At 60.9% G+C, this 15,433-nt stretch carries 14 protein-coding genes; 7 read left to right on the forward strand and 7 right to left on the reverse strand.

Annotated features, from left to right (window positions below):
- Positions 1–39: 39 nt before the first annotated feature.
- Entirely contained in the window at positions 40–768 is a 729-nt protein-coding gene (locus AAD027_RS08560) for a hypothetical protein (RefSeq protein WP_341725601.1), read from the forward strand.
- On the opposite strand, the gene AAD027_RS08565 is transcribed toward AAD027_RS08560, so the two are convergent.
- Positions 735–1,367 (reverse strand): DUF6988 family protein, encoded by a 633-nt coding sequence (locus tag AAD027_RS08565; RefSeq protein WP_341725602.1) that lies wholly within the window; start codon positions 1,365–1,367, stop codon positions 735–737. The two genes, AAD027_RS08560 and AAD027_RS08565, sit on opposite strands and share 34 nt — an antisense overlap.
- 292 nt (positions 1,368–1,659) lie before the next feature.
- Here AAD027_RS08565 and AAD027_RS08570 point away from each other — a divergent pair, with 292 nt between their 5' ends.
- Positions 1,660–2,781, forward strand: coding sequence for a COG3904 family protein (locus AAD027_RS08570; RefSeq protein ID WP_341725603.1), 1,122 nt, complete (start codon positions 1,660–1,662; stop codon positions 2,779–2,781).
- A gap of 9 nt (positions 2,782–2,790) precedes the next feature.
- Here the strand turns inward: AAD027_RS08570 and AAD027_RS08575 are convergent, their stop codons facing one another.
- Positions 2,791–3,285 (reverse strand): hypothetical protein, encoded by a 495-nt coding sequence (locus AAD027_RS08575; protein ID WP_341725876.1) that lies wholly within the window; start codon positions 3,283–3,285, stop codon positions 2,791–2,793.
- Positions 3,258–4,154, reverse strand: a complete 897-nt coding sequence (locus AAD027_RS08580; protein ID WP_341725604.1) for a PDZ domain-containing protein — start codon at positions 4,152–4,154, stop codon at positions 3,258–3,260. The genes AAD027_RS08575 and AAD027_RS08580 overlap by 28 nt, the downstream gene beginning before the upstream one ends.
- Before the next feature lie 206 nt (positions 4,155–4,360).
- Between AAD027_RS08580 and AAD027_RS08585 the strand changes: the two genes are divergently transcribed.
- Genes AAD027_RS08585 through AAD027_RS08595 form a run of 3 tightly spaced genes read left to right on the forward strand, consistent with a single transcriptional unit; the run spans position 4,361 to position 5,205 of the window.
- The gene (locus tag AAD027_RS08585; protein WP_341725605.1) at positions 4,361–4,939 is read left to right on the forward strand and encodes a hypothetical protein; all 579 of its coding nucleotides are present in this window, start codon (positions 4,361–4,363) and stop codon (positions 4,937–4,939) included.
- A gap of 4 nt (positions 4,940–4,943) precedes the next feature.
- Positions 4,944–5,099, forward strand: coding sequence for a hypothetical protein (locus tag AAD027_RS08590; protein ID WP_341725606.1), 156 nt, complete (start codon positions 4,944–4,946; stop codon positions 5,097–5,099).
- A gap of 31 nt (positions 5,100–5,130) precedes the next feature.
- Positions 5,131–5,205: a DUF4113 domain-containing protein gene (locus AAD027_RS08595; RefSeq protein ID WP_425605429.1), complete on the forward strand. Its 75-nt coding sequence runs from the start codon at positions 5,131–5,133 to the stop codon at positions 5,203–5,205.
- 34 nt (positions 5,206–5,239) lie between these two features.
- Here the strand turns inward: AAD027_RS08595 and herA are convergent, their stop codons facing one another.
- The 4 genes from herA to AAD027_RS08615 are packed head-to-tail and all read right to left on the reverse strand — an operon-like array spanning position 5,240 to position 12,504.
- Positions 5,240–6,979 (reverse strand): anti-phage-associated helicase HerA, encoded by a 1,740-nt coding sequence (gene herA, locus AAD027_RS08600; RefSeq protein ID WP_341725607.1) that lies wholly within the window; start codon positions 6,977–6,979, stop codon positions 5,240–5,242.
- Positions 6,976–8,319, reverse strand: coding sequence for an SIR2 family anti-phage-associated protein (locus AAD027_RS08605; RefSeq protein WP_341725608.1), 1,344 nt, complete (start codon positions 8,317–8,319; stop codon positions 6,976–6,978). The genes herA and AAD027_RS08605 overlap by 4 nt, the downstream gene beginning before the upstream one ends.
- Before the next feature lie 19 nt (positions 8,320–8,338).
- Positions 8,339–10,984 carry a DEAD/DEAH box helicase gene (locus AAD027_RS08610; RefSeq protein ID WP_341725609.1) on the reverse strand — a complete coding sequence of 882 codons (2,646 nt, stop codon included), beginning with the start codon at positions 10,982–10,984 and terminating at the stop codon, positions 8,339–8,341.
- A 2-nt stretch (positions 10,985–10,986) separates the two neighbouring features.
- The gene (locus AAD027_RS08615) at positions 10,987–12,504 is read right to left on the reverse strand and encodes a site-specific DNA-methyltransferase (RefSeq protein ID WP_341725610.1); all 1,518 of its coding nucleotides are present in this window, start codon (positions 12,502–12,504) and stop codon (positions 10,987–10,989) included.
- Between the two features lie 271 nt (positions 12,505–12,775).
- Here AAD027_RS08615 and AAD027_RS08620 point away from each other — a divergent pair, with 271 nt between their 5' ends.
- On the forward strand, positions 12,776–12,919 hold the full coding sequence (locus AAD027_RS08620) for a hypothetical protein (protein WP_341725877.1): 144 nt from the start codon (positions 12,776–12,778) through the stop codon (positions 12,917–12,919).
- 258 nt (positions 12,920–13,177) lie between these two features.
- The gene (locus AAD027_RS08625; protein WP_341725611.1) at positions 13,178–15,433 is read left to right on the forward strand and encodes a DUF6603 domain-containing protein; all 2,256 of its coding nucleotides are present in this window, start codon (positions 13,178–13,180) and stop codon (positions 15,431–15,433) included.

The raw sequence follows: 15,433 nt of genomic DNA on the forward strand, positions 1-15,433 counted from the left end.
CTACGAGCCGATGGGATCAACTGATGAGGGAATGGTGTGATGACGACCGACGCTCCGATCCAGAACATGCGCTGGGATCTGGCGGCCCTTCTCGACCATGTGCAACGGCTGTTTGGCGACGACCAGCGACGGATTGTGTCCAACTGCATCCGATCCGTCGTGGATCGTCGCGAGTTCGCCCGACACCACTACAACGAAGCCATGCGCGCCATCGCAGCCAAGATTGAGGGCAGGCCTGATTACGAGGTCATGGCCGCCATGTTGGGCGCCTACGACAAGGAAGCCGGCTCATTCGAAGATGCCAGGTTCGCCGCCTACCTCAACATCGTGGCCTGCGTGCACAATATGCGGGCGGTCGCAGACAACCTGGTGCACCTGGTCTATTTCGCCACCGGCATGAACCTGGACAACGCAACGCGTATCGAGGAAAGGTCAATCAGCTGGCACAAGGTCAGGGACAACCTTCCTGCATCCGAACTTGTTGAGGACCTGAAGAAGCTGCATTCCCATGATGACTTCAGGTATCTGGTCGCTCTGGACAACCACTGCAAGCATCGCGGCATCGTGGATGTGGGCTTTTCCGTCGGTGAAGTAGAGGCTACTCATGGCATGCGGATCAACGCCTTCTCCTACGAAGGAACCGATTACCCGCATCGATGGGTCAGGCCGCTACTGATTGCCGAATACCAGTGCCAGGAAACCCAGATCATGCTGGCTGGCAATCACTTGAACGACTACGTGGGCGGCCTCCATTCGAAGATGTCGTAGACCTTCGCGTGTAGCGCTGCAGCCTTCTCCGGGTCTTCAGCCAGTGCAACGACACCTTGAAGGGCCAAGTAGCCGTGCACATCGGCAAGTCTCAAACCATCGACCACGACTTCAAGCGGATACCTTGGCCTCACCTCTCCATCCTTGAGGCGCCACTGCATGTGGAGAATTCCACCGTGGGTGAACCCATTTAGATTGCGACGCATGCCTTCCGTGTCTCTTGCAATCGATGAATCGAAGAACTTGATCTTGTCCAGGTCCCGCTGCATTTCGCCAAGGTCCCGAGTAAAGCGGTGCGTCTGGATTAGATCCAGTTGCTCCTCCTTGGCGTAATGGTGCAGCCATGCACCCCAAGTAAAGGCCTCAACGCACGGCCGCAGCAGTGCCAGGGCTGAGCCCCACATGTCCTGTTCGACAAGCCTGATGATGGCCCGATGGTGATCCATGGCCAGTTGGTAGGAGCTGGCGGACATGATGATGCGAGGCGTGCGGGCAGCCGTGGTTCCATTTGAACTGTCATACAGCCACGCATCGATGCGCTTGGAACGCGCCAGCTGCTCCAGCAAGGCATCGACAGGAGGGTTGGAGTTGCTGGTCATCTAGAACGGTTGTGCACACATGGTGACAAGCCTTTCAGTTGGGTGATATGCACAAATCATGAGGTTTTTCTGCCAACTTTGAAGCCCGGCATCACATACTTATTCAACCATATCAACTGAATCGGTTGAAGAAGACCGCCTATGCCCCGCATTCTTACATTTTTCTCAACACTCGGCAGGTTCGAGCCGACGTGGCCAGCCCCTCCCCTTATTTTGTCTCCTTCGCCAGCAACCTTTCTGGGAAATTGAAGCTCTTTCCGGCATCCTTTCCCCGACAGGGGAAGACACCACCATGAGCCAACGGATCATTGGCCTGGCCCTCGTGGCCATGCTCGCGGGATGCAACGCGCCCACACCACCCTCGCCGCCCGTGGCGGCACCGCCCCCCGTCCCGGTCTTACCCGAGCCGATTCCCGAACCGGAAACGAAGCCGGCGCCGGTGAAAGAGCCTGCTCCCGCCGCCGAGGAACCGAAGGGGCACGCCGATGATCCGGCAGTGGTTGCATGGCTGACCAAGCTGGCTACTGAGCGGGAAGCATTGGGAACGAAAGTGTTTCAAGCCGGCGTGGCGATCGATGGCCACACCCACGCGGGAACGGCCTTCAACGAGATTCACATCCCCGAGCACAAGTGTTACGTGCTTGGCCAGTTGCTGGGGAAGGCCGACCTGGTCAGATCCTTGGCCATCGATTACCAGCCCGACTACGACACGCAGACCACGGAGAACGCCTCCGACCTGCGAATCATGAGCAATTCGCTCCACAACTTCGCCAGCGTCGCCAAGCACATCCTGGGCATGCCCCACGACGAGCGGGTGGTCACGTGGAACCTGGATTGCGCCGGACAGATGGGATTGCCCCGTGCCTTCATCAAGCAAGAGGGCCAGTCGTCTTTCTACGTGGTGACCAACGACGGCAAGGCGCTGAAAGTGCTGGGCGACATCGAGGAGGGGTTTGCGAAGAAGATCCGCGATGCCATCGAAGCCAATCCCACCGTGGAGGTCGTTGCCTTGGGGAGCGGCGGTGGCTATGTCAACGAAGCGATGGAAGCGGGAACTTTCATCCGCGCGAAAGGTTTAGAGACCACCTTGTTCAACAACTGCTATTCCGCCTGTCCCTTGGTGTTCATGGCAGGGGTCGAGCGTCAGAACTGGTCGCCCTATCCCGAACTGGGTTTCCACCAGATCTACACCTCGGATGGCCAGCCCATTCCGTTCGACAGCGAGCCCTACCGCCAGGTGTTCGGTTACCTGATGCGCATGGGCATCGAACCCCGTTACGTGCTCCAGAAAATGTGGTCGGCCCCACCCACTGGCATGACCAACGTGGACGGGGAAGACTACGACCTCTGCCGGGCCAACATCACCACGTGGATTCAACGAGGATGCTCGAACCGGGACTACGGCCACCGCTGAAAGAACGGCTCATCGCTCGATTCGCGCGGCAGGCCCATCACGGGTCCATGCCTCGAAGAACCGAATCGCCTCATCGAAGCCAGTTTCCTTGGCCAGGGCGTAGGCACTGATCAGCCGCTGATTCTGGAACAAGCCTGACTCGTAAGGGCTGACGTTTTCTTGGAGCACGCACCGTTCCACCTCGGCCCGGTCGCAATGCTCGACGGCCACCAGGAGTGACGCCACGCCCCGTTCGCGTTGCTGGTGGGACCGTTGCCACCGCCGTTCGTCCTTGGGGCTCAATTGCCCCGGAGCCGGCGGCGCCGGGAGTCGAAGCAACCCGATTCTCGCCAGTAGCCCGATGACCTGGGCCAGCAGGACCAATCCCACCACGATCCAGACCACGGCGGTGAAGGCAGTCTCCCCGATGGTTTGTAGCAGCCAGCCGGCGGCCAACAGCACCACGATGAGGCCACACCCCACCCCTCGCATGGCGCTCAGTCGCCCTGCTTCTGTTTCTGCCACCAGCCCTGTCCGCTTTCTTGCGTTGACGAGGCAGGTGCGGACGCTGTGGAAGGTGGAACTGCGGCAGCGGTGGGAACGGAGGTCGCTGCGGGTGCTGGAGTGGCGGTGGCTTGAGCCACTGCAGGGGCGTTGGGCGCCGGACGCTTGTGGACGACGACTTCGCCCTTGTTGAGGACTTGTAGCTTTGCTTCACCGATCTGCAAGAAACCGAGCAGTTGGATCGCGGCCGGGCTCTGTTCGGCCAAGGGGACGCCACCGATGTGGGTGATGACGTCGCCGGGGCGCAGTCCGGCCTGTTCGGCTGGCGCGCCCGGCACCAGGCTTTCGATCACGGCCCCTACCTTGCGGGTCTTTCGGGTGGGTTTCTCGTAGGCCTGAATGCCCAGCGCGTTGTGGTCCCCGGGCACCATGCGCCCTTCGGCGAAGGCCGCCACCAGTTGCAACCCAAGCTGGTTCTCGTTGTAGACCACTGGGTTGGTGATCTCCACCGAATTGCTGGCGTTGAACATGTTGGTGGCCACGGTCTCGAACTTGTTGCTCACCATCACGTCGGAACCCATCTGGGCCATCGTGAAGGTCAAGCGCCCCTTGGGCTCCTGCCACCCGCTGTTCCCTTGCGCCATCTGCACGCCAATGGATTGCCAGAAAGACAGCGGGAATTCGTAGACCATGACGTTCTGGTCCTGCCGGATCGGGGTTTTCCCCGCGGGCAGCATCATCGCCACGATGGCGTTTTGAACGTCTTGGACGCTGCGCCCTTTCACCGTCACCACCGGTGCAGGGTTGGAACCCAGCTTGGCCGGATCGGCTTGGGCGTGCCCTGCCATCAACGCCAGCGCCAACACGCCGGCCCATACACGGTGCTTCATCCCTTCCCCCTTGTTCGGACCCAAGGCCCGTTCCCCGGCCCAGTTTACGGGCGCCAGCGTGCCCGTGGGCGCTCTCACGGGCTGAGACAACTCCCCCATGTAGGGCCAGACCAGGCATTACCGCAAGAGCCTATGCCATTTACCATGGGACAGCCGGTTGTCGCGGTCTGTAACGCCGGCATTCCAGGGGAAAGGCGGGACAAGGAATGGCAAAGGAATGGGCGCCGTCGTGGCTGGGCCAGCACTTAACGGGATCATCGGATTGGCGCTTGCGCCTGAAGGGCTTGGAGCTCGCCTTGACACTGGAGGGCCGGACCCACCGGGTCAACGTCGAGGACGAGGCCACTTACCGTGTCCACACCGGCACGTTCTGGACGGATATTACTTTCCACACCGGGCGCGGTGAGGAGGTGAAAGCCGACGGGCTGCCCAACTCCCAGGGCGCCGCCCTTGCCCACGCGGTAAACCTGGCTTTAGCGGACAAGCGCCTCCGAGAAGACATGGCATTCCTGGAATCCGAACGCCAACCCCTTGAACGGTGGCTGGCGCTCATGGCCAGTGAGGAAGAACGCTGCGCCCAACAGCGTCGCTGGTTCACCCACGAAGAACAAGCTGCGGTCATTGCCGCGCGTCCCACCGTTGATGCTCAAGGGATGCGTGCTCGCCTTAAGAAGCCCGGCGTGCAGATGCGGTTGGGGCCGACGGCAAAGGAGATCGAGCGATCCATGGCTTCCTGGGAAGGAGACCATCGGCAAGCCTGGGCGGCGCTCAACACCGCCCACTAAGCGCGTGCGCAACAACCTATTTCACGGCGGCAAGGAAGATCCGGGCGAACAACCTTTCGACGGCGACGACGACGAATGGGGTCACGCCGCCCTCGACGTGGCGCAGACGTTGCTCGCCCTCGTGGACCGGGGAGCATTCGGACTGCCCGATCATCCTTAAGCGTTGCGCGTGGAACCCGTCCCGCGAGCCAGTGTGGGCGATGAACCAGAAAAATTTGTCGCCGGCCTATACCACCCGGTGGGATCAGCTGGTTAAAGCGCGCTGATACTTCGCGCTGCCAGGTCGAATTTGGCCGGCAGTTAGTCCTCGCTAGCCCACTGATTGAATCGACCATCCTCGGATCTGGGAAGCGGTGATGCCGTGGCTGCCTTGATTAACGTTGCCATCTGCAAGCTCCCGCCGAAAGCCAACGCGTTCTGCCTTGCCAGCCCCGCAATCCTTCGAACCTCGCGTTTGTCGGCCCACTCGCTGGCGAACTGTATAGCTGTGAGATCTTTTTCCGATGAAAGTCGGAACGACACCCATGTATTGCACTGCGACAGAACAGTAGGAGAGATCTCTGACGGTCGTTGCGTGCTCAACCATAGGGCAAGCCCGAACTTCCGCCCCTCCTTCGCAAGCCTCTCGTAAGCCAATGAGTTGTTGACCGCCTCTTCGCCCGTTCCCATCTGCCGGAGGTAATGATGCGCCTCTTCCAGCACGAGCAGGGTTTCAATCTTGCGCTCTTGCCCTCGCTTGAACAGCTCGTAGGCATAGAGTTCTAGGAGCGCCCCGAGAACAAAGGGAGTCAGGTCATGGGACACGCGCCGCAAATCGATGATGTGAACGCGCCAGTCAACTTCTGGCCCGCCGAATAGTCGTTCAACGACGGCCTTTGATTCATTTGGCCAGCTCAGCGGGCCACCGCACCCTGGACCGCCATCCACATTGACAACGTCCTGGAACATTGCGTCGTCCACGAATCGCGCGATTCGGGTGATGAGTGGGGCAATGTTTCCGTAGTTCCATGAATTGCGCTCCAAACCCGACCGGCTATTCGGAGCAATAGCGTGGCTGTCAGCGATCAAGGGACCAAGGGCCTTCATGGGCGGCCATTGAGTGGCAAGTCCGGCTTGGTTGGCGCGGAGCTGCTTGATGATCCGATCAGCCTCATTCACCCGGTCGGCGCGGCAGTCGTCGAAGAGTGATGGCAGCGTGTCAGCTTCTAGACCAGCACCCCCATTCGCAAACCACTTGATCTTGTTCAGATGATCCAGAGCAAACGTCAGCGCGGGTCGCTGGGTCTTGTCACTAGGAAGCAGCAAGCGTTGAAGGCCCAGGCGCCCTAGGGCGTAGTAAGGAATGCGATAGGTGTCTGCGCCGGCCCCGCCAATTCGCGTGGTCTTGACCACCCCAGGGGGATAGGCAGCGGCAGGAAACGCGTCCTCATACTCCCCATTGATATCGAAGATGACTACCCTCGCCTTGGGCATCTTGACGATCTGTTGAAGCACGGCAGCGGTAAAGCAGCTTTTGCCCTGACCCGAGCTTCCCAGCACGGCGACGTGACGTGAGACCAGTTGCTCCAGTTCCACCATCAAGCGGCCACCACCGCGCAAATCGTCTCCCAAGTGAATCGATGCCGGAGACGTCTGCGTATTGCCTAGAATGGCTGACAACTCCGCGTCCGTAAGGGGATAAACCTCAGCACCTAGTGAGGGCGTGGAGAGCGAATCAGCTACGAACGATAGTTTCGCGCCCTCCCGCACAAGCCTACCCACCACCACCCCGGACAGGTGCCGCAATGGCTCTGAAGACACCGATGCACCAGAAATTCCGTGCCGGTGAACTTCCTTAGGCTCTGCGAATGACAGAGACTGGACCTTCATCACCATCAAACGCCCGCCTGACTCAATGCCCAGCAGGCTTCCCACCTCAGTGATGGTCGACACACCCTGACCATGGGCTGCCAGGTGTCCCTTGTGAACATCCATCAGGTTAAGCGTGATATCGATGCCGTCGATTTGGACGACATAGCCAATGGCGTGTCGGCTTTTCATGCCAAGTCCTCGCCATCAGGCCGCTGAGGCATCAGCTTCCGTTGCAGATCGGCCAAGTCCTGATCGTAAATCGTGGGGTCTGGGAGATCGGCGGCCAAAGCGGAAGTGAACGCGCGTTCGCCTCCTCCAACAATTGTCAAGCGAGGGTTCTGTAGTGCGAGCAGTCGGCGGACAGTTTCGGGCAACGAGGGCGCGGCTGGATCACCTTGAAACTCGGGCAGATAGATGACTACCTGTAGGGTTGGATTGAGCAATGCAGAGCGTATAAGGCGGTTAATGTGCTCATCCCCAAATCCATAGCCGCTGACGATGAGCGCTGCTTGAGGTCGCGCCATGAATTCCGCGAACCGCCGGAATAGCTCACCCATCACATAGCCAACGGTCTGCAGATACTTCGCCGCACGAGGAAGAACCAGATACTTGAGCGATTCAGTAGCGCCAGAAATGAAGGCCTGCAATTCGCGCCAAGCCTCGGCCGCGGATACCTCCACAACCTGGTGCTCCACCTCTTTCCACGTCAGGGAGCCGTGCAACTTAGCCAAGTAGATGTTGTAGACGCCGAATCGGGCCTCGCCTTTTGCTTGGACATTACGGAAGCCAAGATCAAAGCTATGCGGTGAGAATCGCCGGCTATGGACACCCAGAAAGCCATCAATCACCTGGAGATCGACCGACTCTGCCGCCCACTCGATGGCCAGGTCGTAGTTGGTCGTGAAAACCCAAGGGGCTGACTGGCCTGGCTGTCGTGCTGACGTGAGCTTCTGCAGAATCGCCCGATGTGGAGCGAGCTCGTCAGCTAGGTCTGCCCCCATAGGAGACATCCACCAACTCTCGTTCAGTCTTGCTGCCCGCATGATGGATCGGAATAACGCAGCGCGGGCAGACTTTGCCTCGGCTAGATTGGCCCCACCTTGGCGATCCCACTCGATGATGGCGATCTCCAACTTATCGAGTAAGACCTCGATATTCGGCGTAGTTGAAACATACGCCGGAGCGATAGGAGATCCCTGGACAGCTAAAGGCGGCAATGCAACGGGAGCCACTGAACCTGGTGCTGGAGGTGTAGCTGAGGTCGGGGTGGCTGGAGGAGGTGGTGGGATTGGGAGATTGCGCTCCGCTTGAACGATGAATTTTTGAGCTAGGAGCCAATCGGCATGAGCTGTTTCAGCCAGAAGGAACGCTGTCCAAAGACCTCGCATTGTTTGCCCGCCAGCAGAGCACGAAGCACCGGCTCCTAGAAGTAGACCAACGTTCTCCAATCGAAGGAGCGAGGCCAAGTAGGCTTGGAGTTCTACTTCATCCGAAATGCTTTTGCCGCCCCTGTAAGCAATGATGCTCATTGCGCCCTTCTCCCTTCGGCTATTTTTCGATGGCTGCCTTCAACTGCTCGGTGACGCTGTTGCCCTTCTCGTCCTTCATCTGGGCCATGAGGTAGACCCCCTTGCCCTTGCTCTTGGTCGCCCAGAGTTCGCCCACCATCCGTTTTTCCTTCTCGGTGTCGGATGAGTAACGGTCCCCGCCCTTGTATTCCACAACCAGCAGGCGCCCGTCCTTGAGACGAGCGACGAAGTCCGGATAGGTGCGCTGCTTGGCAGTGGGCATCCAGAACTGGCTGCGATCCACTAGGTTGCGCACCCAGAACTCCACCTCATCCAGCTGGTCGATGGCTTGGGCGCAGAGGAACTCCTCGCCCACCTTGCCGCCAGCGGTCTTCCACTGAAGGTCGCCCACGAAGGGGTAGTAATGCTTGCGGAAGCGGTAGGTGCCGCCCTGGTAGTAGGAGTGCGCCGGATACAGGGTCATGTCCGCCGGGTAGGTGAACATCGCGTCGGGCTCGTCACTGACCACAACCTCGGCCGCATCGCCGAACAGGGCCTGCTGGAAGCCGTCCTTCAGTGCCTCGACCTTGGCGAGCTGGAGTTGCTCACTCAGCTTGCGACGGAGGACGAACTGGCCATTGAGCAGTTGCGACAAGGAGAAGCCACGGTCCTGGGATAGACCGCTGATGGCTCGGCGCACCCACTCCCGTAGCACCGGTTGCTTCACCGCCGGGTCGCGGATCTTCTGGTCCAGCCACCCCACCAGGTCTGCCTCGGTCCGGTCCTTGGCAAACCCAGGAAGGTAGGTATTCACGTCGTCGTCGATCTTCGTGTAGGTGACCTTTTCATCGACCAGATCGACTTCGAAGGTCTGGCTGTCGGCGTTGAACTTGAGGCTGGACAGGTCCGGCGGATACGCCAGCAGATCCCAGGTGAACCCAGGCGGCACCGCGCCGCTTTCGATGAACTCCAGCTCGCCCTGCTCCATGACGCAGAGGCGGGGCACGCTGAAGACCGCCCCGTTCTGGCTGGGGGCTTTGACGGCCTTGGAAGCGATCTGGTGACGTTCGATGGTGGCTGCAACGTCCTCGCGTTCCTTTGCGGGCGCGGCAAGGGTGATCGCCTCCACCGTGGAATCGTCCACCTCACCCGTGATCTCGACCGTGCCGCCCTTGCCTTCCTCGTTGGGCACGAACACCACGTTGCCCTGGTCCCGCTCGGGCACGTTGGTCAGGTCCGGCTTCTTACTGACCGCCACCGTGGTCTTGGGCGTGACCGGAACGGGATTGGCAGCGCCGCCCTTAAGATCCAAGCCAGGACCCGGCGTGGGATCGGGCTGGACAGCTCCCACGGCCTCCAATGGATTGAAGCCAATGTCTATGAGCGACTTGGTCAGCTCGGCAGCAGCCAAGTTGAAATGGGTGGTGGTGACGTGGGCGTATGCCTTGTTCATGACCTCCTGCTTGCGTCGAGTGGCATACGGCATGCGAAGCACGCGGCCCAACAGCTGCTGGATGTCCTTGTCGCTCTTGACCTGGGCCACCGAACAGAAAACGTAGGCGAACGAACAGTACCAGCCCTCCTTGAGGGCCTGCTTGGTGATGATGACCTCGATCGGGCAATCCTTGGCGAACAGGTCGACGCCGTCGATTTCGCGTTGGTCACCGGTGGCGATGGCGATGGCCTTCTCCGGGACCTTCTCGTTGTCGATGAGGTGGCGCTTGACCTCCTCCACTGTGGCCGTGCCCTTGGCGTTCTCCGCCTGGATCAGCAGAATGGGGCGGATGTAGTCGGACTCATTTAGCGCGGTCTTGCCCAGTTCGTTGCGACGGGCCACGGCGCTTCCAACCGCCACTTCCCATTGCCCCACGTGCTCTTTGAGCACGACTGGGAACTTGATCATGTTGGCCACCTTCAGCTCGAAGGCACTGACGCTGACCAGCACGTTGCTCTTGCTGGCTTCGGGCGTGGCGGTCAGTTCCACCACTACCTTCGCACCGAGGCGTTGATAGACCTCATAAGACAACGGAGTGTTGGCGTTGTGCGCCTCGTCGGTGATGACCAACGGCCCATGAAGCTTTAGCAGGTTGGCGAACGAGGCAATGGCTTTGCCCGCCGAGTTCTGCTCAAGATAAGGGATATCGGACACACTCCCGGCGAAATGAGGCTCAAGATCCTCGTGATACTCGTAGACCTTGCGGCCGTCCTGATTCTCCACGCGAAGGGCGGCCATCGTGGAAATGACCACGCATACCTTTGTGCCCAAATCAGCAGGACGGATTTGAGCGAAGTCCTCCACGTCATACAAGGCAACGTTGCCGCCAAATGCCTCATCCAGTTCTTGGCGGTAGGGGTGTCGGGGATCCTTGAACGCTTGCAGCGTCTGGGTCTTGATCTGGGTAGTCGGCACCATCCACATGACCAATGGATACGTCCGTTCCAAGTAAGCATCCCCTGCCGCTTGAATGATGTGCGCACCCATCACGGTCTTTCCACCACCTGTGGGGATACGCAGGCACACGTACGGGGTGCCCTCCATGCCGGGCATGGGCTTGTATTGCGTGATCAACCCAGGATCCACGTTTTTCTCGAACGCAGGTGCGGGACCGGACAACCGCGCATCTTCGAGGAACTTAGCCAAGCTAGACAGGGCCCGCTGCTGATACACCTTGAGGGAGAGAGCCATGGTCAGCGCGCCTTGATGTCGTAGGGGGTTTGCTTGAAGGTGATCTGGAGTTCTTCCAGCCGCTCCTTCGGCAAGTCACAAGACTCTCCGTAAATCACCTTGGGTCCGTCGAACGGCTCCAGTCCCCGCAAAACCCGCTTGGTCAGCACGTTACCGCCGGTCTTGCTTTCGTCGCCCAGGATCCCGTTGAACAGCAGGTAGTAGCCCACACCGTGGTGCTCACCCAAGAAAGGCTTCTTGGCTGCACGGGTCGAACGCGCGGTGCCGGTCTCGGCGAACCATACGTGCGCGGCGAGGTGCTCGAAACGGATGCCCTCTCGGATGTGTCCGCTCTCATCGAACACAGGCACGCCCAGCTTATAGAAGCGAAGACCGCCACCGCCTTTCCACTCCAGAGTTGATGAAACTCCTCCCTGCTCGCCATCCACTACCTGTATCAAGCGTGGTTGGCAATGTGTGCGCGCGTGTTCACCCTCCTCAATACCGATCCAACGGCGCCCCATCTTGTGGGCCACCGCCGCAGTAGTCCCCGAACCGAGAAAACTGTCGAGAACCCAGTCACCTGGATTGGTGGCAATTTCGATGATTCGCTTAAGCAAGCGCTCGGGCTTGGGCGTCGAGAATGCATCCGCCTTTCCCATCAATTGATGCTGTTCCTTTGCCGCTTCGTCCGTGTGTCCAACTTCTTCAGATGGCCACCACGTCCATGGCACGAGCCCCTCGGTTTCATCGAGAAATCGGATTATATTGGGCTGCGAATTGTTGTCTTTACCAAAATAAATTCGTCCAGCCTCCTTGAGCTTCAAATACTCGGGCTCAATGGTGCTCCAGCATCGTCCTTCTGGTGGGCGGTGAACTGCACCACCAGGAGCCGTAATGGGATACATCTGGTTAGCCCTGTATCCCTGAGCGGTCATCGGAATAGGTCTCCATCGCCGCTTAGTTACGGGATCGATATTGCGGTAGACCTTGGCCTGCTCCTCAGTAAACGGCACGCGGTTCCTGACCTTCTTGAAGAGGTCGGGATTCTCGGCATAGACGAGAATGTAGTCATGCACGTCGCCGATGGCTTCTCGGTTTTCCCGGGAGTAGCGCTTCTGCCACACACATGTGGCGACAAAGCGCTCACGGCCGAAAATTTCGTCCATGACAACTTTCAAGTAGTGCGCCTCGTTATCATCGATGGTGATCCAGATGGACCCATCTTGAGACAGGAATCGCCGCAGCAACTCCAACCTGGGATAGATCATCGACAACCACTTGGAGTGCTCCAGGTTGTCGTCGTATTGCTCGAACGCGCTCTTGGTGTTGTAGGGCGGGTCGATGAAGATGCACTTCACCTGCCCCGCGTAATAAGGGAGCAAGGCCTTGAGCGCCTCAAGGTTGTCCCCCTCGATGAGCATGTTCGGGGAGTCCTCCTCCCCATGGGACAGCTTGGCGACCGGCTCCAACAATCGGTAAGGAGCCAGGGCGGCGCGCGTGAGATCCGCGTCGCGGTTGAACCAAGAAAGCAGTGGCATCCAGTGATCCCCTAAGACAGGCCCCAAGTATCGTTCAGCTGGATGATGCGGGGCCAGTTTCGCAGGCAATGAGACGGCTCAACCCTTTGTTTTCCAAGGGTTGGCGGATCACTGGCAAGTCAGCGACACCGCCGTTTGCGCAGACCCAAGGTCAGAGGGCAGCTGGGCCTTGCAGACCCCCGTTACCTCGACCACCTGCCCCGGCTCGGGGTGCTGGAGGTTGAACCGCCCCGGGTTTCTCGGAGGCTCCCAACCTTGAGAGGATGGAGCCATGAACAAGCTGACGAGGTACGCACCTGAGGTGCGCGAGCGGGCGGTCCGGATGGTGCTGGAGCACCAGGCGGAGTATTCATCGCAGTGGGCGGCCAGGCACCTGAGCCAATTCGAAGCTGAGACGGCCGAGGCCATCGCCTAAGCAATACGCGGTCGGCGCCGACAGCCCCCGCCCCCTATACCCGATAAATCTCCCTAATCCTCTGCCCTCGCGGGCTCCCGCAACCGGCCAGAAGCGGACACTCAGCGTCTACGGGATTCTGGCCGATCCATACCGCTCAGCCCGAGTACCGACAGGCGGCTGGCCGGTCGATGCCATTATGGGCGTTTGCCCCTTACATCGGGCCATCCTTGCGATTGAGCGCAGGACGTTCGTCGCAGGGAATTGCGAGAGGACGGCGTGGCGAACACCAACATCACGGCATATGCGGACGACTTCATCGCGACGGTGTCGCGGCAACTCGGTGCATCCGCGCCACTGGGTGATTTGGACCGTCTCAGGCTCGCCGCACAGCAATTGAAGCTCGCGGCCGATGGCGGCGCCGCAGTCGATTGGGATACCGCGGCCACCGAATGGACCCAGGCCCGCGATGCGTTGCTCGGGCAGCTGGCCGGGTTCCTCACCGAAGGCCTGCCGGAGTTGCCAGGCCTAGACGCGCTGGCGCGCGCCGTGGGATGGAACTCCGGCGAAGGGTTGTCGGGCTCGGTCGAGGTGGGTCCATTCCGTCTTGGCCTGGCGCCGTCGTCATTGATGATTCGCCCAGGCTCGCTGCCGCCGATCACGCTCGGGCCGTTGCGCCCATCCGGCATCGAAGCGTCGATCGCATTGCCGGGGGGCGGTGCGGGCATGCCCGGCGGCGGCAGCCTGATGCGACTTGCGCACGGATTCGGCGGAACGCTGAGCGTGCCGATCGGCCCGGTGATGGCCGACGCCGCCGCCGTAGTCGAGACGCTGCCCGATGGCACGCCCTCGCTGCTGGCCATCATCGGCATGACGTTCATGCCGCCGGTGCAGTTGTCGTTCGGATTCTCGCTGGATCGCATCGGCGGCATCGTCGGCGCCAATCGCACCAGCGATACCGACGCGCTGGCACAGGCTGTGCGCACCGGCGCGGCGGGCAACGTGCTGTTCGCTGCCGCGCCCCCTGCCTCGCCCGGTGCACTGGTGACGGAGATGGGTCGCCTGTTCCCGGCGCGACAGGGGCGGCACTTGGGCGGGCCGACATTGCACCTGTCGTGGCTGTCGATGGGCGTCGGCAGCCTGATGTCGCTGGACATCGGCGTCATTATCGAATTCCCCAGCGTCCGCATCACAGTACTCGGCGTTGCGAAGGCCGAGATTCCCGGCATGCCGGGCCTGCTCCACCTGCGTCTGGACGTGCTCGGCATCGTCGATCCCGATCAGTCGCTGGTCTCGATCGATGCGAGCCTGGTCGACAGCCACGTGCTGGGCATCTTCTCGGTGTATGGCGACGCCGCGTTGCGGCTGAACTGGGGCAGCCAGGCGTACGCGGTGGTGTCGGTCGGCGGCTTCTTCCCCGGTTTCAATCCGGAACCGGCACGGCTGCCGGCAATGCGCCGTGCGGGCATGTCGCTGGACCTGCCATCGCCGCTGCCGATGTACATGCGCGCGGAAGGCTACTTCGCCGTCACCACGAACACGATCCAGCTGGGCTGCCGCATCGAGGCGTCGATCTCGATGGGACTGTTGTCTGCGCACGGCTTCCTGCAGGTCGACGCGCTGGTGCAGTTCCGTCCGTTTTACTTCGTCGCGCAGTGCGCCGCGGGGTTCGACGTCGGCGTGGCCGGTTTCAGCTTCGGCGGCGTGCGGCTGGACGGCACCGTGAGTGGTCCGGGGCCGTTCACCGTGCGTGGCAAGCTCACAATTGAAACGTTCCTGTTTGACCTGTCGTGGGACGAAACCTTCACCTTCGGCAGCGGTCCCTCCGATCGGCTTACGGCGAACGCATCGCTGCTGGCGGCGATGGAGGAAGAGCTGGCGCGACCAGGCAACATGCGCGCGCAATCGATGCACGATGCCGCGGTCGTGCTCAAGCCCGGCCTGGCCTCTTCAGGGAATCTCGCCGCAGTGCCGCCAGCTGGCACGCTGTCCTGGTCGCAGGGCCGTGCACCGCTGGGCGTCGCGGTGGATCGCGTCGACGGTATGCCGCTGCCCGCGCGCCAGACCGTGGTGATGGGCAACGCCGGTGCAGCGGTAAAAGACCGCTTCAGTCCCGGTAGCTACTGCACACTGACGCAGTCGGAGGCGCTGAACCGGCCGCCGTTCGACCTGCTCGACGCCGGCCTCGAACCGGCGCTGGCGCCCGCACCATCGGCACCCATGATGACGGACGACAGTAAGGTCAAGGTGGTCGTGGTGATGGGCGAACAGTCGCACCCGCCTCTCTTCAGTGGTCGCTTCGACCTGACGATCGCGTCGCTGCTCGTGGACGCCAGTCGCGGCCCACCGGCACTGAGCAGCGACAAGGCGCTGGTCACCGCCACGCGCGAAACCTGGACGCATATCGGCACCGGCACCGGCGTGTCGTTCGACAGCGCTACCGCCGCGCACCAGGCCGCGAAGCGCTGGCCGCGCATGACGGCCGCGGTGGCCTACGCCGATGCGTCGGCACCCGTGGACCTGTCGGGGATCTGA

Source organism: Pseudoxanthomonas putridarboris, assembly GCF_038321125.1.
Lineage (GTDB): Bacteria > Pseudomonadota > Gammaproteobacteria > Xanthomonadales > Xanthomonadaceae > Pseudoxanthomonas_A > Pseudoxanthomonas_A putridarboris.